Source organism: Luteimonas rhizosphaerae, assembly GCF_002849595.1.
In the GTDB taxonomy this organism is placed as follows: Bacteria; Pseudomonadota; Gammaproteobacteria; order Xanthomonadales; family Xanthomonadaceae; genus Luteimonas; species Luteimonas cellulosilyticus.
The window spans coordinates 80,378-106,248 of the sequence record NZ_NRQR01000005.1 but is presented as its reverse complement, the minus strand read 5'-3'; the positions used below and the strand labels follow the sequence as shown (position 1 = coordinate 106,248).

Annotated in this window: 21 protein-coding genes and 2 pseudogenes; 5 read left to right on the top strand and 18 right to left on the bottom strand. The window is 70.2% G+C overall.

Annotated features, from left to right (window positions below):
• Positions 1 to 12: 12 nt before the first annotated feature.
• The 5 genes from CJ022_RS02775 to CJ022_RS02755 all read right to left on the bottom strand — a co-directional run bounded on the left by CJ022_RS02775 (position 13) and on the right by CJ022_RS02755 (position 5,682).
• Positions 13 to 1,248, bottom strand: a complete 1,236-nt coding sequence (locus CJ022_RS02775) for an ABC transporter permease (protein ID WP_101925173.1) — start codon at positions 1,246 to 1,248, stop codon at positions 13 to 15.
• On the bottom strand, positions 1,245 to 2,000 hold the full coding sequence (locus CJ022_RS02770) for an ABC transporter ATP-binding protein (protein WP_101925172.1): 756 nt from the start codon (positions 1,998 to 2,000) through the stop codon (positions 1,245 to 1,247). Before CJ022_RS02770 ends, CJ022_RS02775 begins: the two co-directional genes overlap by 4 nt.
• Positions 1,997 to 3,514, bottom strand: a complete 1,518-nt coding sequence (locus CJ022_RS02765) for an efflux RND transporter periplasmic adaptor subunit (RefSeq protein ID WP_101925171.1) — start codon at positions 3,512 to 3,514, stop codon at positions 1,997 to 1,999. The genes CJ022_RS02770 and CJ022_RS02765 overlap by 4 nt, the downstream gene beginning before the upstream one ends.
• 109 nt (positions 3,515 to 3,623) lie before the next feature.
• Positions 3,624 to 4,877 carry a sensor histidine kinase gene (locus tag CJ022_RS02760; RefSeq protein ID WP_158238331.1) on the bottom strand — a complete coding sequence of 418 codons (1,254 nt, stop codon included), beginning with the start codon at positions 4,875 to 4,877 and terminating at the stop codon, positions 3,624 to 3,626.
• A gap of 91 nt (positions 4,878 to 4,968) precedes the next feature.
• On the bottom strand, positions 4,969 to 5,682 hold the full coding sequence (locus CJ022_RS02755; RefSeq protein ID WP_047137337.1) for a response regulator transcription factor: 714 nt from the start codon (positions 5,680 to 5,682) through the stop codon (positions 4,969 to 4,971).
• A 142-nt stretch (positions 5,683 to 5,824) separates the two neighbouring features.
• Between CJ022_RS02755 and CJ022_RS02750 the strand changes: the two genes are divergently transcribed.
• A complete protein-coding gene (locus CJ022_RS02750; RefSeq protein WP_101925169.1) occupies positions 5,825 to 6,172 on the top strand; it encodes a DMT family protein in 348 nt (115 codons plus the stop codon).
• Between the two features lie 16 nt (positions 6,173 to 6,188).
• Here CJ022_RS02750 and CJ022_RS02745 read toward each other — a convergent pair whose 3' ends face one another.
• From CJ022_RS02745 to nudE, 5 genes are all read right to left on the bottom strand, one after another.
• Positions 6,189 to 6,491, bottom strand: a complete 303-nt coding sequence (locus tag CJ022_RS02745; RefSeq protein ID WP_101925168.1) for a DUF962 domain-containing protein — start codon at positions 6,489 to 6,491, stop codon at positions 6,189 to 6,191.
• A gap of 32 nt (positions 6,492 to 6,523) precedes the next feature.
• On the bottom strand, positions 6,524 to 6,847 hold the full coding sequence (locus CJ022_RS02740) for a YnfA family protein (protein ID WP_101925167.1): 324 nt from the start codon (positions 6,845 to 6,847) through the stop codon (positions 6,524 to 6,526).
• Complete coding sequence (gene mazG / locus CJ022_RS02735; RefSeq protein WP_101925166.1) at positions 6,844 to 7,671, bottom strand: nucleoside triphosphate pyrophosphohydrolase; 828 nt, start codon at positions 7,669 to 7,671, stop codon at positions 6,844 to 6,846. Before mazG ends, CJ022_RS02740 begins: the two co-directional genes overlap by 4 nt.
• A gap of 116 nt (positions 7,672 to 7,787) precedes the next feature.
• Complete coding sequence (gene cysQ, locus CJ022_RS02730; RefSeq protein ID WP_233198570.1) at positions 7,788 to 8,618, bottom strand: 3'(2'),5'-bisphosphate nucleotidase CysQ; 831 nt, start codon at positions 8,616 to 8,618, stop codon at positions 7,788 to 7,790.
• Positions 8,611 to 9,162 carry an ADP compounds hydrolase NudE gene (gene nudE / locus CJ022_RS02725; RefSeq protein ID WP_101925164.1) on the bottom strand — a complete coding sequence of 184 codons (552 nt, stop codon included), beginning with the start codon at positions 9,160 to 9,162 and terminating at the stop codon, positions 8,611 to 8,613. The genes cysQ and nudE overlap by 8 nt, the downstream gene beginning before the upstream one ends.
• 53 nt (positions 9,163 to 9,215) lie before the next feature.
• Between nudE and bioA the strand changes: the two genes are divergently transcribed.
• Both bioA and CJ022_RS02715 read left to right on the top strand, forming a co-directional pair.
• A complete protein-coding gene (bioA, locus tag CJ022_RS02720) occupies positions 9,216 to 10,619 on the top strand; it encodes an adenosylmethionine--8-amino-7-oxononanoate transaminase (RefSeq protein ID WP_101925163.1) in 1,404 nt (467 codons plus the stop codon).
• Positions 10,610 to 11,347: a 16S rRNA (uracil(1498)-N(3))-methyltransferase gene (locus CJ022_RS02715; RefSeq protein ID WP_101925162.1), complete on the top strand. Its 738-nt coding sequence runs from the start codon at positions 10,610 to 10,612 to the stop codon at positions 11,345 to 11,347. The genes bioA and CJ022_RS02715 overlap by 10 nt, the downstream gene beginning before the upstream one ends.
• A gap of 64 nt (positions 11,348 to 11,411) precedes the next feature.
• Here the strand turns inward: CJ022_RS02715 and CJ022_RS02710 are convergent, their stop codons facing one another.
• The 8 genes and pseudogenes from CJ022_RS02710 to pilG all read right to left on the bottom strand — a co-directional run bounded on the left by CJ022_RS02710 (position 11,412) and on the right by pilG (position 23,686).
• Positions 11,412 to 11,891 carry a chemotaxis protein CheW gene (locus CJ022_RS02710; protein WP_101925161.1) on the bottom strand — a complete coding sequence of 160 codons (480 nt, stop codon included), beginning with the start codon at positions 11,889 to 11,891 and terminating at the stop codon, positions 11,412 to 11,414.
• Positions 11,888 to 13,501 carry a chemotaxis protein CheB gene (locus CJ022_RS02705; RefSeq protein ID WP_101925160.1) on the bottom strand — a complete coding sequence of 538 codons (1,614 nt, stop codon included), beginning with the start codon at positions 13,499 to 13,501 and terminating at the stop codon, positions 11,888 to 11,890. Before CJ022_RS02705 ends, CJ022_RS02710 begins: the two co-directional genes overlap by 4 nt.
• Positions 13,494 to 15,389 (bottom strand): annotated as a pseudogene (locus tag CJ022_RS17745) (response regulator); the annotation flags it as partial. The pseudogene CJ022_RS17745 and the gene CJ022_RS02705, both read right to left, overlap by 8 nt.
• Before the next feature lie 65 nt (positions 15,390 to 15,454).
• Positions 15,455 to 20,201: pseudogene (locus CJ022_RS02700) on the bottom strand (Hpt domain-containing protein); the annotation flags it as partial.
• A gap of 79 nt (positions 20,202 to 20,280) precedes the next feature.
• On the bottom strand, positions 20,281 to 22,302 hold the full coding sequence (locus tag CJ022_RS02695) for a methyl-accepting chemotaxis protein (RefSeq protein WP_101925158.1): 2,022 nt from the start codon (positions 22,300 to 22,302) through the stop codon (positions 20,281 to 20,283).
• 42 nt (positions 22,303 to 22,344) lie between these two features.
• Positions 22,345 to 22,905 carry a chemotaxis protein CheW gene (locus CJ022_RS02690; protein WP_101925157.1) on the bottom strand — a complete coding sequence of 187 codons (561 nt, stop codon included), beginning with the start codon at positions 22,903 to 22,905 and terminating at the stop codon, positions 22,345 to 22,347.
• Positions 22,902 to 23,267 carry a response regulator gene (locus CJ022_RS02685; RefSeq protein ID WP_101925156.1) on the bottom strand — a complete coding sequence of 122 codons (366 nt, stop codon included), beginning with the start codon at positions 23,265 to 23,267 and terminating at the stop codon, positions 22,902 to 22,904. Before CJ022_RS02685 ends, CJ022_RS02690 begins: the two co-directional genes overlap by 4 nt.
• A 14-nt stretch (positions 23,268 to 23,281) precedes the next feature.
• A complete protein-coding gene (pilG, locus tag CJ022_RS02680; RefSeq protein ID WP_101925155.1) occupies positions 23,282 to 23,686 on the bottom strand; it encodes a twitching motility response regulator PilG in 405 nt (134 codons plus the stop codon).
• Positions 23,687 to 23,868: 182 nt separating this feature from the next.
• Here pilG and gshB point away from each other — a divergent pair, with 182 nt between their 5' ends.
• Both gshB and CJ022_RS02670 read left to right on the top strand, forming a co-directional pair.
• A complete protein-coding gene (gene gshB / locus CJ022_RS02675; protein ID WP_101925154.1) occupies positions 23,869 to 24,810 on the top strand; it encodes a glutathione synthase in 942 nt (313 codons plus the stop codon).
• A gap of 174 nt (positions 24,811 to 24,984) precedes the next feature.
• A complete protein-coding gene (locus tag CJ022_RS02670; RefSeq protein ID WP_233198569.1) occupies positions 24,985 to 25,854 on the top strand; it encodes an energy transducer TonB in 870 nt (289 codons plus the stop codon).
• Positions 25,855 to 25,871: the final 17 nt, after the last annotated feature.

Here is a 25,871-nt window from a genome sequence, read left to right as displayed (position 1 = left end):
TCTGCCGGTCCTCTACTGCTGCCGCAGCGCGTCGATCGGATCGAGCTGCGACGCTTTGCGCGCCGGGTAGTAGCCGAAGAACAGGCCGGTGGCGATCGAGAAGCCTGCTGCCAGCAGCACGATCTGGCTGTTGAGCGCGGTCGGCAGATCGCTGAAGCGACCGACGAGCAAGGCGCCGCCGACCCCGATCGCGATGCCCAGCACGCCGCCGCCGAGCGACAGCAGCATCGCCTCGGCGAGGAACTGGCGACGCACGTCCCGAGGCCCGGCGCCGACGGCCATGCGCAGGCCGATCTCGCGGATCCGCTCGGTCACCGACACCAGCATGATGTTCATGATGCCGATGCCGCCGACGATCAGCGAGATCGTCGCGACCGCGCCGAGTAGCAGCGACATCAGCCGCGTCGTCGCGGTGCGCGTGGCGACGATCTCGGAGATGTTGCGCACGCTGAAGTCGTCTTCGGCGCCGGGTGCGATGCGGTGACGCTGCCGCAGCAGCGCTTCCACCTCGCCCTGCACGTAGGGCAGGTCGTCGGCGTTGGCGACCGTCAGCGCGATCTGCATCACCGCGCCCGCCGGCATGCCCATCGCGCCGAGCAGGCGGCGACGCCCGGTTTCGAGCGGCACCATCATCACGTCGTCCTGGTCCTGGCCGAAACCGCCCTGCCCCTTCGAATTCAAGACGCCGACCACGACGAAGGGCGTGCGCCCGATGCGCACCGTCTGGCCGACGCCGCTGTCCTCGCCGAACAGCTCGCGCCGCACGGTCTCGCCGATGATCACGTTCTTGCCGGCGCCGCTGTAGTCCTGCGGCTCGAAACCCGAGCCGTCGACGATCGTCCAGCCGTTGATTTCGAAATAGTCCGGCTGCACGCCCTGCCAGCTGCTGGCCCAGTTCTTCTCGGCGAACACGATCTGGCTGCTGCCGCGCAGCGAGCCGGAGACCAGCTGCACTTCGGGAATCTCGCCGCGGATCGCGTCGGCGTCACCTTCGTTCAAGGTGAAGAAGCTGCTGCCCGCCTGACGCGCACCGCCGGGCGTGCGCCGCGAGCCGGGCGAGATGTCGAGCCGCTGCGAACCGAGGCCCGACACCATGCGGTCGATCTCGGCCTGCGTGCCCTGGCCGACGGACACCATGACGATGACCGCGGCGATGCCGATGATCACGCCGAGCGAGGTCAGCGCACTGCGCATCCAGTTGCCGCGTAGCGCGAAGATCGCGGTGCGGAGCACGTCGAGCAAGGTCATGACAACGCTCCGGGAGGCGCGTGCGTGGCGCGGGTGTCGAAGGGGCCCTCCTCGTGCAGCTCGCCATCGCGCATGACGAAGGTGCGGTCGGCATGCGCGGCGACGTCAGGATCGTGGGTGATCAGCACCACCGTATGCCCGTCGTCGCGCAGGCGCTTGAACAGCGCGAGGATTTCTTCGCCGGTCCTGGTGTCGAGCGCGCCGGTCGGCTCGTCGGCCAGCAGCACCGGCGGCCGGTTGATCAGCGCACGCGCGATCGCCACGCGCTGCTGCTGGCCGCCCGACAGTTCGCTCGGCCGGTGCGTGCCGCGGTTCTCCAGCCCGACCGCGGCCAGCGCCTCGCGTGCGCGCTCGGCGCGTTCCTCGTTCGGCACGCGCGCATAGCCAAGCGGCATCGCCACGTTCTCCAGCGCGCTCATGCGCGGCAGCAGGTTGAAGCCCTGGAACACGAAGCCGATCTTGTCGCGGCGCAGTTCCGCCAGCGCTTCGCGGTCGAGCGTGGCGACGTCGATGCCGTCGCACAGGTACTGGCCCGCCGTCGGCGTGTCGAGGCAGCCGACCAGGTTCATCAGCGTCGACTTGCCCGACCCCGACGGACCCATGATCGCGACGAACTCGCCGTGCGCGATCGACAGCGACACCGCCTTGAGCGCGACGACTTCGGCCTCGGTGCCGGCGGCGTAGACCTTCTCCAACGCGCGGGTCTCGATGACCGGCGGCCGCGCGGCCTGGTCGGAAGCGGCGCTGCTCATCGCGTCGCCGCGCGTTCGCCGGTGACGATCAGATCGCCTTCCGCGATGCCGCCGGAGGCCTCGGTCATGCTGCCGTCGCTGGCGCCCAGACGCACCGGCACGGCTTCGCGCTGTCCGTCGACGAGGCGGTACACGGTGACGCGGGTCGCGCCGACGGTCGAGGCCAGCGTGCGGTTCCAACGCGCGCGCTGGTCCGCGTCGAGCGTCGCCGTGAACGCGGCGAAGGTCTGCTGGAAGCGGTCCATCATCCGCTGCCGGATCTGCGCCTGGACCGCGGGATCGCCGCCGCCCGTCGCCATGCCGGGCGGCGGCCCACCGCCGTTGCCCCGCGGGCCACCGGTGGCGCCGCCGGCGCGCGGCGCCTGCTGCCGCTCCCGCATCGTGGCGAGCGCGCTGTCGAAGGCCGCCTGCTGGGGCGCGGTGAGCTGCATCGCGGCCGCCGCCGCGACGAGATCGTCGGCCAGTCCGCCGCCGCGCGGCGCATCGCCGCCCCCGGGCCGGGCAGCCGCCGCGATGTCGGCCGCATCGGCGGGCCGGTAGCGCAGCGCCGCGTTGGCGATCTTCAGCACGTCCTCGCGGTTGCTGACCTCGATCTCGGCATTGACCGTCAGGCCGGGCAGCAGGGTGCCGTCGGCATTGTCGACGGCCACGACGACCGGATACGTCACCACGTTGTTGGTCGTCGTCGCCGCCAGCCGCACCTGCTCGACGGTGCCGTTGAAGCGACGGTCGTTGAACGCATCGGCGGTGAACGAGACCGTCTGGCCGACCTGCACCTGGCCGATGTCGGCCTCGTCGACCGCGAGTTCGATGCGCATCTTGCGCAGGTCCTCGGCGATGGTGAACAGCTCCGGCGCCTGCAGGCTCGCCGCAACCGTCTGGCCCGGTTCGATCGAGCGCGTCAGGATCGTGCCGTCGACCGGCGAGCGGATCACGGTGCGCTCGAGATTGATGCGCGTGGTCTGGGTCGACGCGGTCTGCTGCACGATCTGCGCGCGCGCGGAATTCGCCTGGGCACGCGCCTGGTCGAGCGTCGCCTGGGCGAGGTCGATGTCGCTGCGGGCCACCAGCTGCTGGCTGCCGAGGTCGGCCTTGCGCCGGTAGTCCAGCTCGGCGTTGCGCAGCGCCGCCTCGGCCTGCACGAGCGCGGCGCGGGCACTGTCGATCTGCGCCGAGCCCTGTTCGATCTGCGCGCGGTAGGTGCTCGGGTCGATCCGCGCCAGCACCTGCCCTTCCTCGACCGGATCGTTGAAGTCGACCAGCACCTCGGTGATCTGGCCGGAGACCTGGCTGCCGACGACGACGGTCGACGTCGCGCTGAGCGTGCCCGTGGCCGAGATCACGACGCGGATGTCGCCACGTTCGACCGGCGTCGTCCGCCAGGCTTGTTCGGCGCCGGCCGCGTCGCGCTGCAGCCAGAGCCAGGCGCCCGCGCCGAGCAGCACGACGACGACGGCAGCGATCAGGAGGCGCGGGGCACCGCGGCGTGGTTTCGGGGTCGGGCGGATCGTCATGAAGAAGGTCTTGTCGGGGCAACTGGTCACGCTAACGCATGACTTGCGTGCGAGTTGACCGCCCGGGATCGATTTCCGCGTCGACGCACGGCGCCGCGATCGTTCCGGTTCAGCTGTCCGATGACTGCAGCGCGATCGTGACCGTCGTGCCTTCGCCCGGCACGCTCTCGAGCGTGACCGGCCAGCCGAACCGGGTGCCGAGACGCCGGACGATCGACAGGCCGATGCCCTTGCCGGGCTGGCCGAAGGGATCGGCGCGATAGAACGGGTCGTAGACGCGATGCAGCACTTCGGCGGACATGCCGATGCCGGTGTCGCGGACGACGATGCGGTCGTTGTCGACGATGACGTCGACCTCGCCCTGTTCGGTGAACGCCCAGGCGTTGCGCAACAGATGGCCGAGCATGACGCCGAGCACGCGCGGGGGCGCATCCAGGCTGGGGCGCGCACGGATGTCGACGCGCAGTGCGACCTGTTTGGCGTCGAACAGCGCGCGGACCTTGTCGACCTCGTCTTCGACGATGTCGACGACCTGGAAGACTTCGGTCTGCGGCACCACGCCGCGTTCGCGCGCCAGCACCAGCAAGGCATCGATGACGGCCTCCATGTCCTGGGTCGCGCGACGGATCCGCAGCAGCGGACGCTGCTGGTGGGCCGGCGTCGACGGATCGGCGGCGATCATGTCGCTGGCGACACGGATGACGGTCAGCGGGGTGCGCAGCTCGTGGCTGGCGTCGCGGGTGAATTCCCGCTCGCGGCGGACGAAGGCGGCGACCCGCTCACCGAGTCCACGGAGCGCACTCGACAGCGCGCGCGCCTCGCGCCCGGCATCCTCGCGCGACTCGGCCGCGACCGGCATGCCCTCGTCGTCGTCGGACGGATTCCAGCGGCTGACTTCCGCCGCCAGCAGATGGATCGGCAGCACCATGCGCTTGGAGGTGCGGTAGGTCATCCACGAGACCGCGAAGATCGTCAGCACCGTCATCAACGCGAGGCCGCCGGCGGCCAATGCCAGCAGCCGATCGAACAGGGACAACGAGGCCGCCAGATACAGCGTGCCGCCGGGGCGACGGTCCACGAGCAGCATGCCTTCGGTGTCGCGGCGGCGCGAGAAGCCGGGTTCGGCGTCCTTGAACCAGATCAGGTTCGCCACCGCCCGATCCCCGCCGATGACGCTGTCGAACGCGCCGTCGGCGTCGTCCGGCAGGAAATAGCCCTGCAGATTGACGCCGAACGGCGGTGGATACGCTGCGTCCGTGCCGCGTGCCCGCCAGTAGGCATCCGCTTCGGCCTCCAGCCATTCCCGGCTGACGACCTCGCGACCGACCAGCGCGGCGGCCATCACGCAGACGATCAACGTCATCCCCGCAACGACCGCCTGCAACGTGAAGGCGTCGCGAATCCTGTTGGGCAGGCCCTGCGGCATCGGATTGTCGACTCCCTTGTCGCGCGGGTTACGCGGGCGACTGTTCGATGTCGGCGATCCGGTAACCGGCGCTCTGGACCGTATGCAGCAGCTGCTTGTCGTACGGCTTGTCGATGATCTTGCGCAGGTTGTACAGATGGCTGCGCAGCGTGTCCGAGTCCGGCAGGCTGTTGCCCCAGATCTCGCGCTCGATCTCCTGGCGATTCACGACGCGCGGCGATTCGCGCATCAGGATCGTCAGCAGCTTCATGCCGATCGGCGACAGCTGCAGCTCTGTGCCGCCACGGGTGGCGCGCATGCTGGCCGGATCGAGCACGAGGTCGGCGACCTTGAGCACTTCCGAGCCGACCTGGCGACGCTCGCGACGGATCAATGCCCGCAGGCGGGCTTCCAATTCCTGGATCGCGAACGGCTTGGTCAGATAGTCGTCGGCGCCCGAACTCAAGCCCGTCAGTTTCTCGTCCAGCGTGTCGCGCGCGGTCAGCATCAGCACCGGCGTCGACTTGCGCGCATCCTCGCGCAGACGCTTGCACACTTCGATGCCGTCCAGGCGCGGCAGCATCAGGTCGAGCACGATCACGTCGTAGCTGTTCTCGGTCGCGAGCCGGTAGCCGTCGAGGCCATCGGCGGCGTAATCGACCTCGAAACCGCGCCCTTCGAGGTATTCACCCACCATTTCCGAGATATTGCGGTTGTCCTCGACGATGAGGACGAGCCCTCCCGGTTCCTGCCCTGCGCGCATGCTGACTCCAAAGCCAAGTGGTGATATTAAGGTTTGTGAATTTCGCACGCGGGCAGTGGAGAAACCGTGAAGGCCATGCGCAGCCGCGGTGACGGAATCGTTATCCGCCGCTACCCTGCGCGTTCGAACGAGGACCCTCGCCATGCCCCCCCATCTCGAACGCTTCCTGCCCGTGCTGTTGCTGATCGGCTCGAACATCTTCATGACGTTCGCCTGGTACGGACATCTGAAATACCGCAGCGCGCCGATCCTGATGGTGATCGTCGTCAGCTGGGGCATCGCGTTCTTCGAATACACGATGGCGGTACCGGCCAACCGCATCGGCGCGGCGTTCTATTCGGCGCCGCAGCTCAAGGGCATGCAGGAGGTCATCACCCTGCTGGTGTTCGCCGGATTCTCGACCTGGTACCTGGACCAGCCGCTGAAATGGAACCATTGGGCCGGCTTTGCGCTGATCGTCGTCGCGGCCTGGCTGATCTTCCTCGAATAGCGCGCCGTCGCGGCGATCAGAACCGGATGCGGCCCCGCAGGATGTCGCCGAACATCACCCAGTCGCCGACGAACGAATACAGCGGATGCTGGAAGGTCGCCGGGCGGTTCTTTTCGAAGAAGAAATGCCCGACCCACGCGAAAGCGTAACCGCAGACCAGCGCCGCCAGCAGCCACCATGGCTCGCGTTGCCAGGCCGCGATGCCGAGCAGCACCAGCACGCCGCAACTGCCGACGAAATGCAGACGACGCGACACCGGGTGGGCGTGTTCGCTGAGATAGAACGGATAGAACTCGCGGAAGCTGGCGAAGCGGCGCATGTGTCCTCCGGAAACCGGCGGCGCGCGCCGGTTCAGGCCGGCCGCGGCCCGAACATGATGACCGCCATGCCGCACAGGCACAACGCGGCGCCGAGCAGATCCCAGCGTGTCGGCACCAGCCCATCCACGCGCCACAGCCAGACCAGGGCGACGGCCACGTAGACACCGCCGTAGGCCGCATAGACCCGCCCCGTCGCGTTCGGATGCAGGCTCAGCAGCCAGACGAACGCCGCCAGCGCGAGCGCGGCGGGCAGCAGCAGCCAGGCACTGCCCGCCTTGCGCAGCCACAGCCACGGCAGATAGCAGCCGACGATCTCGGCAACCGCCGTGAGCACGAACAGCAGCAGCGTTTTCACGTGTCGCGCTCGGCCTGCTTGGCGCGCCGCCAGTACGCGTCCTGCGCGTCCAGCGGCTGCTGCGCGAGCGCGGTGCCGTCGGCGGCGGCCAGCGCTTCCATCGCGCGGAAGCGGCGTTCGAACTTGTGGTTGGCCCGCCGCATCGCGGCGCCGACGTCGACCTTCGCATGCCGCGCGAGGTTGGCCGCGACGAACAGCAGATCGCCGAGCTCTTCTTCCAGCCGGTCCTGCGCGGCGGCGTCATCGGGGTCGGCAGCGACTGCGTCGAACTCCACGCGGACCTCGTCGATCTCCTCGTGCAGCTTGGCGATCACCGGCTGCGGACCCGGCCAGTCGAAGCCCACACGTGCGGCGCGCTGCTGCAATTTCACTGCGCGCTGCCACTCCGGCAGGCCGCGCGCGATGCCGGCCAGTGCGGAGGTATCGGTCTCGCCCGCCGCGGCGCGTTCCTCGCGCTTGATCGCCTCCCAGTTGCGCAGCACGGTCTCGGCGTCGTCAGCGGACACGTCGCCGAAGATGTGCGGGTGCCGGCGGATCATCTTGTCGCTGATCGCATCGACGACATCGCCGAACGCGAACGCGCCCTGCTCCTGCGCCATCTGCGCATGGAAGACGACCTGCAGCAGCAGATCGCCGAGTTCGTCGCACAGACCGGGCAGATCGTCGCGATCGATCGCGTCGGCGACCTCGTAGGCCTCCTCGATCGTGTAGGCGGCGATGGACGCGAAATCCTGCTTGACGTCCCAGGGACAGCCGCCCTGCGGATCGCGCAGGCGCGCCATGATGTCGAGGATGCGATGGATATCGCCGGGGGCATGCGACATGGGAAACCCTATGGACTGACGTGGGACGCGGCGTGCACCAGTCTAGCCAGCGCCGGGTATGTCTGCGCCTGCACGCGTGTGTCGGAAGGCGTCGCCGAGCGACGTCGACGCGGCGCTCAGTCGCGCGGATCGAGCCAGTCGCGCCACGGCAACGACGGATCGCCGAGCGCGATGAAATCGCCGTTGAGGATCGTGTCGCGCTGGTTGTAACGGAAGGGCCGGCCCTGCGGATCGAGCACCGCGCCGCCGGCGCCTTCCAGGATCGCCTGGCCGGCCGCGGTGTCCCACTCGCTGGTCGGGCCGAAACGCGGATACACGTCCAGGCCGCCCTCGGCGAGCCGGCAGAACTTCAGCGACGAGCCCAGCGGCATCGGCTCGGCATCGCCGATGCGCGCCAGCAATGCGGTGGTCCTGGGATCGCGGTGTGACCGGCTGGCCGCGACCCGCAAGGCGTCCGCGGGCGCATCCGCGCGCCGGCGGACCCGGATCGCCGTTTCGGAACCGCCATCGCGACGGAACGCACCGTGGCCCGGCGCGCCATGCCACAGCGTCCCGGTCACCGGCGCCTGGATCACGCCGAACACTGCGACCCCATCCTCGATCAACGCGATGTTGACCGTGAACTCGCCATTGCGTTTGACGAACTCGCGCGTACCGTCGAGCGGATCGACCAGCCACATCCGCGGCCAGGCGCGGCGCGTCGCGGTCGACACGACGACGGTGGATTCCTCGGACAGCACGGGGATGTCGGGCGTCAGCCGGCGCAGGCCGGTTTCGATGACCCGGTGCGCCGCGACATCGGCGGCGGTGACCGGACTGGCGTCGGCCTTGCGCTCGACATCGAAGGCCTCCGCATACACGGCGAGGATCGCATCGGCGGCCGCGTGGGCGAGCGCGATAACACCTTCGCGCACCGCGGCGGTCACGGGCCCGGCGGCGTCAGCCACCGTGATGTCGCAGCCAGTCGCGGACGATGAACAGCGCGGCGATCGAACGGCCTTCCGAGAAATCCTCGCGCAGGATCAGCTCGTGCAACGCATCGAGCTTCCACGGCACGACGTCGAGCTCTTCGGGCTCGTCCCCGGCCAGGCGCTCGGGATACAGATCGCGGGCCAGCACCAGCGTCGCCTGGTGGCTCATGTACTGCGGCGCCAGCGAGATCGAGCGAAGGGCCTCCAGCCGGTGCGCGCCGTGGCCGATCTCTTCCTTCAGCTCGCGGCCCGCGGCTTCCAGCGGGGTTTCGCCGACATCGATGCGGCCCTTGACCAGGCCCAGCTCGTAGCGATGGAAGCCGGCGGCGTACTCGCGTACCAGCAGCACCGTCTCCGCATCCCGCATCGGCACGACGATGACCGCGCCGTGGCCGCGCCCGTGCAGGCGCTCGTACAGGCGCCGCTCGCCGTTGGAGAACTCCAGATCGAGGCGCTCCATGCGGTACAGCGCGGCATCGTGTTCGGTCACCTCGTGGATGATCGGCAGCGTCTTGCTCATGCGGGCGCGCGCCCGTCTGCACGGTGGCCGCACTGCGGAGCGATAATGGCGGGATGACTGGACAGATTCACGATGCGGCCATTCTAGCCGACGGCAACGACTGGCGGACCCGCGACCTCGCAGCGGTCTGGCACCCCTGCACCCAGATGCGCGAGCACCCCGACATCCAGCCGATGCTGCCGATCGTGCGCGGCGACGGCGCGTGGCTGATCGAGGCCGGCGGCCGGAAGATCCTCGATTCGGGCAGCAGCTGGTGGACCAACCTGCACGGCCACGCCGAGCCGCGCATCGCCAAGGCCATCGCCACCCAGGCGCGTACGCTGGAACAGGTAATCCTGGCCGGCTGCACGCATCCGGCGGCGGTCGAACTCGCCGAGCGCCTGCTCGCCGTCGCCCCGCGCGAGCCCGGCCGCCCGCCGCTGACCAAGGTGTTCTTCGCCGACAACGGCTCGGCCGGCGTCGAGGTCGCGCTGAAGATGGCGTTCCAGTGGTTCCAGAACCGCGGCGACGAACCGCGGCGGACCAAGTTCGTCGCCCTGCAGAACGGCTATCACGGCGAGACGCTCGGCGCGCTCGCGGTCGGCGACATTCCGCTGTACCGCCGCGTCTATGCGCCGCTGCTGTGCGAGGCGGTGTTCGCGCCCTCGCCTGACGCCTACACCGCGCGCCCGGGTCAAAGCGCCGCCGGCCATGCCGAGGACGCGGCCGATGCGCTGGCGCATCTGCTCGACGCGCATGCCGGCGAGATCTGCGCGCTGATCCTCGAACCGCTGGTGCAGTGCGCAGGCGGCATGCGCATGCACGACCCGGTGTATCTCAAGCGCGTGCGCGAGCTGTGCGACGTGCACGGCGTGTTCCTGATCGCCGACGAGATCGCGGTCGGCTTCGGTCGCACCGGCACGCTGTTCGCCTTCGAACAGGCGGGCGTGCAACCGGACCTGCTGTGTCTGTCGAAAGGCCTGACCGGCGGCTTCCTGCCGCTGTCCACGGTGCTGGCGACGCAGGCGCTGTACAACGGCTTCCTCGACGCCTCGCGCGAACGCGCCTTCCTGCATTCGCACAGCTACACCGGCAACCCGCTGGCCTGCGCCGCGGCGCTGGCCTCGCTCGACATCTTCGGCGAAGACGACGTGCTCGCCCGCAACCGCGACACGGCCGCGAAGATGGCGACGCTCGCGGCGCAGATCGGCGCGCACCGGCATGTCGCCGACACGCGCCAGACCGGCATGATCGTCGCGTTCGAACTCACCCGCGATGGCGACAGGGCCACCCCGTTCGATCCGGCGTTGCGCGTCGGCCTGCGTGCGTATCGGCACGCGGTGGAACGCGGCGTGCTGCTGCGTCCGCTCGGGGACATCCTCTACTGGATGCCGCCCTACTGCATCGACGATGCGCAGTTGCAGCTGCTGGCCGAGGTCACTGCCGAGGCCATCGAGGCGGGCACCGCATGCGCGTGATCCGCGCCTTCGTCGATCGTCCGCTGGCCATCGGCGGGACAGTCGAGTTGCCCGGAGACGCGGCCGCGCATCTGGTCCGCGTGCTGCGCCTGCGCGAAGGCGATGCCTGCGTGCTGTTCAACGGCGATGGGGTCGATCACGACGCGCGTCTGACCGCAGTGGGCAAGCGCGGCGCCAGCGCCGAGATTCTCGCGTCGCGCACCGTGAACCTCGAATCGCCGCTGTCGATCACCCTGGTACAGGGCATCGCCCGCGGCGACAAGATGGACTGGATCCTGCAAAAGGCGACCGAACTCGGCGTCGCCGCATTCGTGCCGGTATCGAGCGATCGCAGCGAAGTGAAGCTCGATGCCGAGCGCGCCGGCAAGCGGCATGCGCACTGGCGCAGTGTCGTGGTCGCGGCCTGCGAACAGAGCTGGCGCTCGAGGATTCCGGATGTCGCGCCGCCGCGTTCGCTCGCGGCTGCGCTCGCCGATCTGCCTGCCGATGCCTCACGCTGGCTGCTCGATCCCGATGCGGTATCGGGTAGCGCGACGATGGCGGCGCCGTCAGGCGGCATCGTGCTCGCCATCGGCCCGGAAGGTGGCTGGTCCGCGAACGACCGGGCTGCGTTGATCGCCGCGGGCTTCGACGGATTGCGGCTCGGGCCGCGCATCCTGCGCACCGAAACCGCCGGCATGGCGGCGATCGCGGCGCTGCAGATGCGGTTCGGGGATCTGGGCGGCTGAGGCCGGCCCCTCGCTCGTTTCCCGGTCGTGGCGCGGCGGCACCCGCGGCCACGGCCACCCGCGATCAGTGGGCCAGGGCGTCGCGCACGGCGGCTTCGATCGCGTCGATGTCGGGGATCAGCGCGTCCTCGTCGTTGAGACGCACCCGGGCACGCACGCCGAACGGCAAGGCGGTGGCGTCGTCGTTCTCGTCGCCGGCGGTGTCGAGCAGCGCGTCGGCGGCGATCGTCACCAGGCGCGGGAAGCCATGCGTCAGCAGGGCGAAGAACGGCAGGCGCGGATCGCCACCGAGCGCCTTGAGCACGACGATCTTGCTGCCGAGGCCGGCCGTCTCCGTGCCCTGCGCCGACAGCGGCGAGAACGCGACGAGCGGCAGCCGCCACCCGCGCCAGCGCAGGCGGCCGAGCAGCCAGTCCGGCGCATCAGCCACGGGCTCGGGGGCGGAATAGGACAGCACTTCGGAAATCGTGGCGTTGGGCAACAGCAGCTGCCCGCCCTGGATCCGGATCAGCGCGCCGCGGATGTCTTCGATCGTGGCACTCACAGCGACAGTCCTCCGGGACTCGACGAGGGGGCGTGCGCCGGCATCCAGCGCGCGACGAGGATGCCGGCCAGCTCGACGGGCGTGCCGGATGCACTGCCGCGTGCGATCGCGGTATCGGCGGCCAGCGGGTCGTAACAGCCTTCGGGCGCCTGTCCGGCGACCAGCGCGCCGTGCCACGCGGGCGCCATTGCGGCATCGACGAGCGCGGCATCCGCGCCGCTGAGGAACAGCACCGCGCTGTCGTCCGCCGGCAGCACGTCGGGCAGCGACGGGCCGTCGCCGGTCTCGGCGAAACGCAGGCGGCCGCCGCTGCGGACGATACCGAGGTCGGGAGTGACGAAATGGATCTCGCCGTCGGTGATCTCGCTGCCCGCTTCGGCCAGCACCACCGGCAACACGGTCACGCGCTCCATCTGCCGCACCAGGCGATCGTAACGACCGCCGTCGAGTTGCAGGCGCACCAGGATCGGGCGCGGGAATCCTTCGGGAATCGCGGCCAGCAACTGCCGCACCGCGTCGGGGCCGCCGAGCCCACCTTCGATGAGGACGGCGCCACGCACCGGACCCGTTCCGTAGCTGTCGGTATCGGCCAGCTGCAGCCCGGAGATGCGCGCTTCCAACGCGTCGAGATCGCGATGCACCGCGGCGTTCGGCGCCACCTCGTCCGCGGCCTCCGACGACGGCTCGACCGAAGCGAACGACGGCAGCGCGTCGGCATCGGCGCTCTCGTCGATCGGCCCGGCCTCCGCCCCGGTGTCGAAGGACAGGCCGGACGCGGGATTCGCGAGGTCGTCGTCCAGCGTCGCAGCCGGAAGGACCTCGGCCGCCGGAACCGGACCGTCGTCGGCACTGACCTCGATCAGCGCCAGGTCGTCGGTCACCAGGTCGAGCGACCAGGTCGTCGGCACGTCTCCGGTGTCGCGTGCAGGCGCGTCGTCGTCGCGCAGTTCCAGCACGCCCGGCATGGCGTCGTCGTCGGACGCTTCGACCAGGTGCAGGCCGGCGCCGAGCTCGGGGTCGAGCTCGATCGTCGGCGCGACACCACTGTCGTCGTGCTCGAACGAGACCGGGTCGAATGCGTAACCGGCCGTCGCACCGTCGCCGCCGGTCGCGGCAAGTGTGATCGCGTCGTCTTCGAGGTCGAGGTCGAGGTCGAGCGTCAGGCCTTCGGCCGCGGGCCCGGCGTCCGTGCCGTCCTCCACGCCCGACGCGCTGGCCATGTCGTCCGAGTCGCCGGCGTCGTCGTCGGTCGCCTGCAGGCTGGGCGGCAGCACGTCGATGTCGCGCCGCAGCTTCGCCGCCAGATGGCGGACCCAGCGTGCGGCGTCCCAACCGGTGCGATCGAGAACGACGGCGGCTTCTTCGAAGATCACGATGATCGCCGGATCGGACAGCACGCCCGCATAGCGTTCCAGCGCGTCTTCGATCGCCGGTTCCAGCGCGACGACGATCGCGCCCGGATCGAGCGCCTGCAGATGGTGCGGCTCGGCGATCGCCGGATCGACGACGCCGACGACATCCGCCCCGGCGCCGCCGAGACCTTCGACGATGCGATCGCGGGCCTCGCCTTCCCGGGCGAGGACCGCGGTACGGATGCGCTCGTCATTCATCGTCGCGGGTCATCCCGAGCAGTTCGTAGACGTGGCGCAACAGGTCGTTTTCCTGGTACGGCTTGCCGAGATAGCGGTCGACGCCGATCTCGAACGCACGCTGGCGATGTTTCTCGCCGGTCCGCGAGGTGATCATCATGATCGTCACGTCGCGCAGTCGCGGATCGGCCTTCATCTGGGTCGCCAGCTCGTAGCCGTCCATGCGCGGCATCTCGATGTCGAGCAGCATCAGATCGGGCACGCGTTCTTCCATGCGCTCGAGCGCGTCGATGCCGTCGCGCGCGGAGATGACCTCGAAGTTGTGGCGCTCCAGCACGCGGCCGGTGACCTTGCGCATCGTGACCGAATCGTCGACCACCATGACCAGCGGCACCGGGCGTTGTTCGACCACCGGCGCCTCGTGCACCGGGGCGTCGGGGCCGGCTTCGGCGGCCAGCACGATCTGCCGGCGCACGAGCGGTGCCACGTCGAGGATCACGACGACGCGGCCGTCGCCCATGATCGTGGCGCCGAAGATGCCGGGGATCGACGCGACCTGCGGACCGACCGGCTTCACCACGATCTCGCGGTTGCCGATGATCTCGTCGACCGCCACCGCCGCGCGCAGGTCGCCCGCGCGGATCAGCAGCACCGGCACCTGCAGCTGGTTCTCGGCGCGCGCCGGCGCCTGGCCGACCAGTCGGCCCAGGTCGTGCAGCTGGTAGTCCTCGCCGCCGTAGCGGTAGACCGCGTCCGGACCCATCGCCTCGCGGGCGATACGACCGACGCCGCGGACCGACGCGATCGGCACCGCGAAGCTGGTCTCGCCGATGCGCACGAACGCCGACTGCGTGACCGCGAGGGTCTGCGGCAGGCGCAGGGTGAAGCGGGTGCCGGCGCCGTCGCGCGAATGGATGTCGAAGCTGCCGCCGAGCTGGCGGACCTCGCTGGCGACGACGTCCATGCCGACGCCGCGCCCGGCCAGACGGCTGACTTCGGCTGCCGTCGAGAAGCCCGGCTCGAGGATCAGCGCGTCGAGATCGCTGTCGCCCAGCACCGCGTCGGCGCGCAGCAGACCGCGTTCTTCGGCGCGGCGACGGATCGCGGCGCGGTCGAGACCGGCGCCATCGTCGCCGACTTCGAGCACGACTTCCGAGCCTTCGCGACGCACGGCGATGTAGACCACGCCCTCTGCCGCCTTGCCCGCGTCGCGACGTCCGGCCGGCGATTCCAGGCCGTGGGCGACCGCGTTGCGCAGCATGTGCTCCAGCGGCGAGGTCATGCGCTCGAGCACGTTGCGATCGAGTTCGCCCTGGGTGCCGTCGAGCCGCAGCTGGACCTGCTTGCCGGTTTCCTGCGCGGCCTGGCGGACCACGCGCCGCAGGCGCGGCACCAGGCCGTCGAAGGGCACCATGCGCGTGCGCATGAGGCCTTCCTGCAGATCGGAGCTGACCCGCGACTGCTGCAGCAGCAGCGTTTCGTATTGTCGGGTCAGGTCATCCAGCGTCATCTGCAGGCTGGTCATGTCCGCGGCCGACTCGCCGAGCGCACGCGACAGCTGCTGCAGCGTCGAGAAGCGGTCGAGCTCGAGCGGGTCGAAGGTCGCGTCGGTCGTCTCGCCCTCGCGCTGGTAGCGCGCGATGATCTGGGCTTCGGTCTCGATGTCGAGACGCCGCAGCTGGTCGCGCAGACGCGTATTGGTCTGCGCCATTTCGGTCATCGCGCCGCGGAACGCGCCGAGCTGCTGTTCCAGGCGGGCGCGGTAGATCGCGACTTCGCCGGCGTAGGTCACCAGGCGGTCGAGGAGATCGGCGCGGATGCGCACCTGCTCCTGCGAGCCGCGCAGCGCGCCCTCTTCGTCGTCCAGGCTGCCGGCGTCGGGCAGCGGCGCCGACAATGCAGGCAGCTCGACCTTGGCCTCGACGACCGGCGTTGCACCGTCGCCGGCGTCGACGACGCTCGGCGCGTCGCCGTTGAAGGCCGCGATCAGGGCCGGCGACGGGCCGACCGCACGGCGCTCGCTGGCACGCGTGACCATCGCATGCAGGCGGTCGAAGCCGCGCTCGAGCAGCGCGATGTCGCGGCGCTTGAGGTTGGTGCGCTGTTCGGCGACCGCCTCGAGCAGCGTTTCCATCGCATGGCCGAGCTCGCCGATCTCCATCAGGCCGGCCATGCGCGCGCCGCCCTTGAGCGTGTGCAGATCGCGCTGCAGGCCGACGACGGGCTCGCGCGCGTCGTGCGCCTCGCGCAGCTGCGCGAGCAACGCATCGGCGTGGTCGAGCAGGTCGATGCCTTCCTCGACGAAGATGTCGACGAGTTCGGCGTCCAGGCCTTCCATATCGAGCGGCGCGTCAGGGTCTTCCTCGATCGCCAGCTGCAGGTCCGGGAGCGGTTCGGGCTCGGGTTCTGGTTGCGGTTCGGGTTCTGGTTCGGGCGCCGGCTGGGGTGCCGGCTCGCTCACGTCGGCAGCCTCGTCCACTTCGACGCGCGCCGTGCTTCCGGCTTCGCTCGCGGCGCCGGGCTCGGACGCGAGGTCCACGGTCTTGGTGGCGGCGGTTGTTCCGGTGTCGTCGGGCTGCGGCGTCACCGTGGCTTCCGCGCGGATGCTGTCGGTGTCGCTTTCGAACGCGTCGACCGGCGCTGCCGGCATGCCGTCGTCGGCGTCGGCGTCTCCGTCGTTGTTGTCGGATTCGGGCTGCAGCGCTTCGGTCGCGTTCGCGTTCACGACGTCCGCAATGTCCCGTCCCGCAACCGGCAGCGACGTCGCATCGTCGGCTTCGCTCGCCAGATCACCGGACACGACGGCGAGCCCGTCGACGTCGTCGCCCGTCTCGGCCGCACCGTCTGCGGCCGTGGTTGCAAGGCCTGCGATGGCGGCCTGCTCCAGCTGGGCGCGACGGGCGTCTTCGCGCGCCCAGGCCTCGAACCGCGTGCGCTCGCCGGCGAGCACGTCGGATTCCAGCTGGGCCAGCGCGATCCGGGCCGCAGCGATGTCGGCGTCTTGTTCGGGTTCGGCAGTGCTGTCCGTCGCTTCGGCCGAGGTATCGGGCACCGGCACGTCACTGACGGCATTCGCAGATTCCGCCGCGTCCGACTCGGGCACCGCCATGGCCTGCGCCACGCCATCGGTGTCCGACGACGTTGTCTCGGCTTCGATGCGCTCGGCCTCGACACGTTCTGCTTCGATCCGCTCGGCATCGAGCCGTTCGGCCTCGACGCGCTCGGCTTCGACGCGTTCGGCCTCAATGCGTTCGGCCTCGAGCCGTTCCGCTTCGACACGCTCAGCCTCGACCCGCTCAGCCTCGACCCGCTCAGCCTCGACGCGTTCGGCTTCGAGCCGTTCCGCTTCGATGCGTTCGGCTTCGATGCGTTCGGCTTCTATCCTGTCGGCTTCGATCCGCTCGGCCTCGACCCGCTCTGCTTCGATCCGCTCGGCCTCGACCCGCTCTGCTTCGATCCGCTCGGCCTCGACCCGCTCGGCTTCGATCCGCTCGGCTTCGATCCGCTCGGCCTCGACCCGCTCGGCTTCGATCCGCTCGGCTTCGACCCGCTCGGCTTCGATCCGCTCGGCCTCGACCCGCTCGGCTTCGATCCGCTCGGCCTCGATCCGCTCGGCTTCGATCCGCTCGGCTTCGACACGCTCGGCTTCGATGCGCTCGGCTTCGATGCGCTCGGCCTCGATCCGCTCGGCTTCGACACGCTCGGCTTCGATCCGCTCGGCCTCGATGCGTTCGGCTTCCTGCGCGTCGTCCTGCCCGGCCTCGTCGTCGTGCTCGTGCAGGTCGAAGCTCGCGAGGAACCGGTCGGTCGACACTTCCGGCAGCTGATCGCGCGCGTCGACGATCCGCGCCGCCAATGCAGGCAGGACCGCGATGCGGGGATCGTCGCCGTGCAGGCGCGCCAGCGTGTCGCGCACATGGGCGGCGATGTCGCCGACGGTCGCCATCGCGTCCGCCGCCGGCGTGGCGTCGGCAGCGACCATGCGGCGCACGTATTCCTCGGCGGGCGCCAGCAGCAGCCCGATCGCGGGCACTTCGGCCATCGCGAACGCGCCGTTCATCGTGTGCAGGGCGCGCAGCAGGCGCTCGCCGTCGACCGCGGACGCATCGCCGCCACTGGCGAGCCAGGCGTCGACGGTTTCCAGGTGCCCCTTGACCTCGGTGTCGAGGATTTCGAGCAGCAGCGCATCGACCGATGCGGGCACGGTGTCGACGTCGGCGCCGAGGTCCGTCGGCGCTTCGACAGGTACCGGCGCTTCCGCGACCGGCGTCGCGATGCCGGCGTCGACCGGATCCGGCACGGTGGCGACGCGGTCGTCGATGTCGATATCGACCCGAGCGACGGATGCGCCCGGCGTGGCCGGCATCGCGTCGTCGCCGGCCGCGATCCGCGACGCGGATGCCTGCATCGTCTCGAGATCGGCCCCCAGCACGGCGTCGCCGCGCAGTACCGCCTGCAGTTCGGGCAGCGTGTAGAACGCCTGGTCGACCATCGCGACCACGGCGGGGCTCGCCGCGCGGGTGCCGTCGAGCACCCGGTTGAGCATGCTTTCGACCGCCCAGGCGAACTCGCCGAGCGTGCGCGCGCCGACCAGGCGGCCACTGCCCTTGAGCGTGTGGAACACGCGACGGATCGGCCGCAGCAGTTCGAGGTTGTCGGGCTGCGCGCGCCACGGCGGCAGCATCCGGTCGAGATTCTCGATCTCGCCCGCGAACTCCTCGAGGAAGACTTCGCGGATCTCGTCGTCGATCTCGTCGCCGGTCTGCTCGAAGCCACCGACCGCGGTGCCGACGCCAGCGACCGGCGCACCCGTCGACGTGGCCGGCGCGGACGTGGACCCGATCGCGGCGGACGGCGCGGCAGCGCTGGCCGCGCCGGTCACCGGCGTCGCTTCGGGCGCGGTGCTGGCGGGGGGGGCGAACGGATCGCCGCCGCGTGCCAGCTGGCCCAGATCGATGTCGAAGGGATCGACCGGCGGTACCTTCGCCTGGCTGCCGGTGGACGCGGCGTCCGGCGCCGCGGCGGCCGCGGCGACCGACAGCGGCCAGTAGCCCAGCGCTTCCAGGCTGGCGCGCGCGATGTCGAGGATGTCGCGGCGTTCGCCGCGCTGGTCGCGCAGCGATTCGAGGTAGTACTCGAGGCTCGCCAGGGCATCGGCGAAGGTGTCGAGCTGGCGTCCATTGGGCACCCGGCGACGCCCGATCAGTTCGCGTTCGGCGTACAGACGGATGCCGGTCAGGTAATCGGCCGCGAGCGGCATGTCCAGCATCGTCAGCGCGCCGCCGACTTCCTGCAGCAGGCGCGGCAGCTCCTGGAGCTCGTTGTGGTCCCAGCTGGTTTCGACGAACGCGACCAGCGACTGGCGGGCGTCGGAGAAATTGGCGACGGCCTCGCGGACCAGCACCGACACCGTCTGCTGCGCTTCGACGGCGAGCGCGTCCTCGGCGCCGGAACCGTCGTCGGCATTGCCCGCGCCGAGACGCGAGACCTGGTCGTCGAGGCTGGCGTCGACGTAGAGCAGCGCGCCGGCGACGTCGAGCAGCGTGTCCTCGTTGGCCGGTGTCGAGCCGTCGACGATCGCGGTCATCGTCTCGCGCTGCTGCTGCACGACCGAGCGCGCGGCGCCCAGGCCGAGCATGCCCAGGGTGTCGGCGACACCGGCGAGCACGTCGATCTGCGGCCGCAGGGCCGCGACATCGAAGGCATTCGTGCGCAGGTGCAGGTCGAGCGCGTCCTTGACGCGGAGGAGGTCTTCCTTGACCGCACCGGACACCGTATCGAGCAGCGCGCGGTTGCGGCCGCTGAGGCTGCTGCGCGCGTGGTCGATCTCGGAGGCGGTCGGCACCTGCGCCTGCAGCTCGAAGGTCGTCCGCAGCGCATCGAGCGACGGATGCGCGGCCTGCGCATGCGCCGCGTGGTAGAGCAACTGGCGGGTCGGCTCCTGGGCCGACTCGGCCGACACCGGCGCGAAGCCGGCGGGATCGAGCTGCTGCTTGGCTTCGCGTTCGACGCTGGCGAACACCGGTCGCAGCGCCGCGGCGTCGTCGAGCGCGCCGTCGGCCAGCGCTTCGGCGACGTGGGTGGCGACCCAGACCATGCGGCGCACGGCATCCGGCGCCTGGCTCGCGGACAGCGTGCGCAGGGCGGCGGCCAGGGCATTGGCATCGGCCGGCGCGATGTTGCCGGCGCTCGGCCAGGCATCCATGGCGATGCGGAGCTGGCGCAGTGCGACGCCCGCTTCGTGCGATGCGACCGGCACGTCCGCGGCAGGCACCTCGCGCGCGAGATCGGGGGCGAACAGGATGCTTTCGCTCAGCCCGGCCTCGCCGCGCGCGGCGCGCAGGTCGTTGAGCAGCGGCAGCAGCACGATCGGAATGTCGCGGTGGCCGCCCTGCAGGCGCTCTAGGTAATCGGGCAGCAGCAGCATGCCGCGCAGCAGCGCGGCCGAAGCGGTGTCGCGATCGCGGGTGGTGTCGTCGCGCAGCGCGTCCGACAGCCGCTCCATCTCCTCGACCACCATCGCCGGCGCATACAGCTCGACCATGCGCAGGGTGCCCTGCGCCTGATGCAGATAGCCCGCGCACAGCCGCATGCGGCTGCTGTCGGCGGGATCGTCGACGAAGCCCTCGAGTTCGAGCCGCGCCTGGCGCAGCACTTCGTCGAGCTCGGGCTTGATCCAGCCCAGCATCGTGTGGTCGATGGCATCGCGCAGACCGGTCATGCGGCGACTCCCGGAGGAGAAACGCGGGACACGGTGACGCCGGCGGAACTCACGATCATGCGATGGTCCGTTCCGAGGCTCAGGCCGGCAGCTTGAAGTCGGCGACCGATCGACGCAGGTCGGCCGCCATCTGCGCCAGGTTGCCGATCGATGCGGCGGTCTGGTTGGCGCCCTGCGAGGTCTGCGCGGTGATCGACTGGATCGTGTGCATCGCCTCGGTAATGTTGGTCGCGGCCGACGACTGCTGGTGCGCGGCGGACGAGATGCCCTGGATGAGGTCGGCGAGGTTGGTCGACACGCTTTCGATCTCGCCCAGCGCGGTGCCGGCGTCCTCGGCCAGGCGCGCACCGGCGACCACCTCGGACGTCGTCTGCTCCATCGAGGTCACGGCTTCGTTGGTGTCGGACTGGATCGTCTGGACCAGCGTTTCGATACGGCGTGTCGCGTTGGTCGCGCGTTCCGCGAGGCGCTGCACTTCGTCGGCGACGACCGCGAAGCCGCGGCCGGCTTCACCGGCGGAGGCCGCCTGGATCGCGGCGTTCAGCGCCAGGATGTTGGTCTGCTCGGAGATGTCGTTGATCAGTTCGACGATCGAGCCGATCTCCTGCGAGCTCTCGCCCAGGCGCTTGATGCGCTTCGAGGTTTCCTGGATCTGGTCGCGGATCGAGTCCATGCCGGCGATCGTTTCGCGCACCACGCCCGCACCCTTGGTCGCGATGCGCACCGAGCGCTGCGCCACGTCGGCCGACTCGGCGGAATTCTTGGAGACCTGGTCGATGCTGACCGCGATCTCGTTGATCCGGTCGGAGGCGGCGTTGATCTCGTGCGCCTGGTGCTCGGCGGCTTCGGCGAGGTGCATCGCGGTGGCCTGGGTTTCCTGCGCGCTGGAGGCGACCTGCACCGAGGTGTCGTTGATGGTCTGCACCAGGGTGCGCAGCTGCTCGATCGCGAAGTTGATCGAGTCGGCGATCGCGCCGGTCATGTCTTCGGTGACCGTCGCCTTGACCGTCAGGTCGCCTTCGGCGAGCGATCCCATTTCGTCCAGCAGGCGCATGATCGCCTCCTGGTTGCGGTTGTTGAGCTCCATCGTGGTCTCGTACCGCTCGCGCTGCGCGCGGTTCAACGAGATCAGCAGGCCCGCGATCGCGACCAGGGCGATGACGCCGGCGACGATGCTGATCCAGATGTTGCCCAGCAGGCTGGTGTCCTTCAGCGAACCGAAGGCGGTGAACGCGTTGAACAGCGATTCGCTGTCGGTCAGCAGCTGATCGGAACCGGTGGTCAGCGCCGCGGCCGCGGTCTGCGCCTGGAACAGCTGCTCGGAGCTGGACAGGATCGACTCGAGTTCCTCGCGCATCGTCGCCCAGGTCGCATCGGCCTGGGTCAGTGCGGCGAGCGCGTTGCCGTTGGTCAGCGCCTGCAGCTCGCGCGCCGGGTCGCCTTCGCGCAGGCCGGTCATGACCTGCTGGAAATCTTCCGCGTTGCGACGCAGGCCCTGGCCTGCGATCACCGCGCCCGGGCCGCCGGCCTGCACTTCGGTGACGCGGCGCGCCATGTCGCCGGCGACCACGACCTGGCGCAGCGCCATGTAGACCTGCGACGACGGCGAACCGCTGCTCGACATCGCGCGCACCAGTTCGTCGAGCAGCGCCTGCAGCTGCGGCACGCCCTGGCTGAAGCGCTCGGCGTGGCCGGCGAACGCGAGCACCGCGGCTTCGCTGTCGGCGAGGCGCCCGGCGCTGGCCGACATCGGCTCCCAGGTCTCGGTCACTTTCTGGATCGGACCGGCGACGCCCGTGGTGCTGCCGAAGCGGCTGTTGAGCTGCTGGATGTCGCTGTCGATCTGCGCGCGCGTCGCCTTGAAGGACTCGAACGCCGCGGTGTTGCCGCGAACCGCTTCGGTGCCCTGGTTGGCGAGGCGCTGCGAGTCCACGCGCAGGTTCGAGGCCGCCGTGCTGGCGCCGCCGAGTTCGGAGGCCTTCCACGTGCCGTAGCCCGTGTTGAGGACCAGCACGATGCCGGCGACGATCAGGACCACCACCCAGAAGTTGGTGCCCAGGCTGCGTGTCCTGCCTGCGAGGGTGTCTACGGCTGTGCTCATGCTGGTCTCGATCCTGCTGTGGCGCGATTCGGGAGTGCGGCGTCAGGCCGCGGCTTGTCGGAATTCCGGGGTCCGGCCGAGCCGGTCCAGGCTGAAAACGCCCCAGGTCGCATCGGCGTTCTGGTAGGCGCGGTCGATGAAGTGCGCGTAGCGCCCGTCGGAAATGCGCTCGGCCGAGACTTCGTCTTCCTCGAGGAAGCTGCGCTGGCCGAACAGTTCGTCGATCGTCACCGCGACGTCGCCGCCTGGCTGGCGCACGATCAGCACGCGCTGGCTTTCCTGCAGCACGGTGCGCTCGCCTTCGAGGAACTGCTTGAGGTCGACGATCGGCAGCAGGCTGCCGCGGACGTTGGCCACGCCGAGCATCCACGACTGCGCGCCGGGCACCGGCGTGATCGGCGGAATCGGCAGGATTTCGAGCACTTCGTCGAACGCCGACGCGAGCCGGCGACGACCGATGCGGTAACCGACGCCGCGCCACAGGCCCGGCGCGTCGAGCTGCTCGGGCAGGCCGACCAGATGCGCGAGGCTGCGGCGCTCGAACCCGGCCAGGATGCCGAACGCGCCGCCCGGCTGGCCCTCGGTGTCGGACGCGCCGCTCACCCGCCGAGCACCTCGTTGATCTGCGCGATCAGCGCGTCCTCGCGCGGCGGCTTGACGATGTAGCCCTTGGCGCCCTGTCGCATGCCCCACATGCGGTCGGTCTCCATGCCCTTGGTGCTGATGATGACCACGGGGATGCCACCGGTTTCGGCGTCCTTGGCCAGCGCGCGGGTGGCCTGGAAGCCACTCATGCCGGGCAGGACGACGTCCATCAGCACCAGGTCGGGCCGCTCGCGCTTGCACGCGGCGATGCCGTCCTCGGCGCTGGTCGATGCCATGACTTCATGCCCGGCGCGCTCCAGCCACTGGGTGAGCACGGCGGTATCGGTCGGCGAATCCTCGATCAGCAGGATGCGTGCCATGCGGGCTCCCTCGCTCAGGCGTTGACGTGCGTGCGGATCGCGTCGAGGAGTTCCTCGCGCGTGAAAGGTTTGGTGACGTACTGCTCGGAGCCGACGATGCGGCCGCGCGCCTTGTCGAAGAGCCCGTCCTTCGACGACAGCATGATCACCGGCGTGTTGCGGAACACCTGGTTGTTCTTGATCAGCGCGCAGGTCTGATACCCGTCCAGCCGCGGCATCATGATGTCGACGAAGATGATCTGCGGACGCTGGTCGGCGATCTTGGCCAGCGCCTCGAATCCGTCGACCGCCGTCACCACTTCCGCCCCCTCGCGCTTGAGCAGCGTCTCGGCGGTGCGGCGGATGGTTTTCGAGTCGTCGATCACCATCACGCGCAGCCCTTCCAGGCTGCCCGAGGTAGCGTTCTGTTCTGCCGTCATGTTTCTCCCCTGGCGCGACGCGCCTGACCCCGGCGTCGCTGCAAGCCGGTGTTATATCCCAGTCGACCATCGGAGTGTCAAGTTGTTCGTGCGCTTTGTGCGCGAGACCACGGAATCGCGGCCGGCCAGCGGGCGCGGCGCTGCTGATAAGATCGGCCACCTCTTTACCGATGGCCGTTCGCATGACGCTCGATGTCGTGGTGGTGATGGACCCGATCGCGTCGATCAAGATCGCCAAGGACTCGACGTTCGCGATGCTGCTCGAGGCGCAGCGCCGCGGGCATCGCCTGCATTACGTGGTGCCCGGCGCGCTGGCGATGGCCGGCGGCGAAGCGGTCGCGACGGTGGCCCCGCTGGCCGTGCGCGAGGATCCCGCGGACTGGTTCACCCTCGGCGCGGCGGCCGTGCGCACCTTCGGCCGCGACGACGTGGTGCTGATGCGCAAGGATCCGCCGGTCGACGCGGACTTCATCCACGACACCCAGATCCTCGGCTACGCGCAGCGCCAGGGCGCGACGATCGTCAACGATCCGCAGGGCCTGCGCGACATGAACGAGAAGCTGGCCGCGCTCGCCTTCCCGCAGTGCTGCCCGCCGACCCTCGTCAGCCGCGATCCGGCGCTGCTCAAGGCCTTCGTCGCCGAACACGGCGAGGCGGTGCTCAAGCCGCTCGACGGCATGGGCGGCCGCTCGATCTTCCGCGCCAAGGCCGGCGAGGCGAACCTCAACGTGATCCTCGAGACGCTCACCCAGGGCCGCCACCTGGCGATGGCGCAGCGCTATCTGCCCGAGATCGTCGACGGCGACAAGCGCATCCTGCTGATCGACGGCGTCCCGGTCGACTATTGCCTGGCGCGGATTCCGCAGGGCGACGAGTTCCGCGGCAACCTTGCCGCCGGCGGCCGCGGCGAAGGCCGGCCGCTCAGCGTGCGCGACCGCTGGATCGCCGCCGAGGTCGGGCCGTCGCTGGCCGCCCGCGGCATGCGGTTCGTGGGCCTGGACGTCATCGGCGACTGGCTGACCGAGGTCAACGTCACCAGCCCGACCTGCATCCGCGAACTCGACGCCGAGTTCGGCCTCAACATCGCCGGCACCCTCTTCGACGCGATCGAAGGCGGGCGTTGAGGCGGGTTCGGCCAGGGATGGACACGGGCGGGCGCGCATGCCGGTGATCGGCCAGGCCGCTGTGCGCACGGGTGCGGACGTCTGCGGACGCGGCCCGGTCCGGGACGCCCGCGCGCACGCCCGGTCGATCCCGTGTGCCGCCGCGCCGCGCCGTGACCGGCCCGGTGTCCACGCGTGAGCGTTCCCGCGCCCCCGCAGATCGACGACAACGCGCGGCTGTCCGCGACGATCGTGCTGTCGCTGCTGGTCCACGGCATGCTGGTGCTGGGCGTTGGCTTCGCGGTCGAGGACGCGGCGCCGGTGATGCCGACGCTCGACGTGATCCTGACCGAGACCACCAGCCCGCTGACCCAGGCCCAGGCCGATTTCCTCGCCCAGGCCAGCAACCAGGGCGGCGGCGAACACGACCGCGCCAACCGTCCGCGCGAAGCCCAGATCGGCCAGCTGCCGCAGGCCGAGACCGGCGTCGCGCCGATGGAACTGCGCGCCCAGTCGCCGACCGCCCAGCCGCCGCCGCAGGACCGCGTCGTCGCCAGCCGCCGCGGCGAGACCGCAATGCCTGCGCCGGATCCCACGGTCCCGACCGACGCCTCGACGCTGCCGCCGGGGCCGGAGAAGATCGAACGCGATCTGGCGATGGCGCGGCTGGCCGCCGAGATCCATCTGCAATCCGAGCGCTACGCACGCCGGCCCAAGCGCAAGTTCGTGTCCGCCAGCACGCAGGAATACGCCTACGCCACCTATCTGCGCAGCTGGGTGGACCGGGTCGAGCGCGTCGGCAACCTCAACTATCCCGACGAGGCCCGCCGCCGCCAGCTGGCCGGCGAGCTGGTGATCAGCGTGGCGATCCGCCGCGACGGCTCGGTCGAGCGCGCCGACATCATCCGCAGCAGCGGCACGCGCCTGCTCGACGACGCGGCGCTGCGCATCGCCCGCCTCGCCGAGCCCTACCCGCCGCTGCCGGCGACCGGCGAGAACGTCGACGTGCTGCACGTGACGCGCACCTGGAACTTCCTCGCCGGCGGCGAGCTGATCGACGACTGAGCACGCGACGCGCCTCA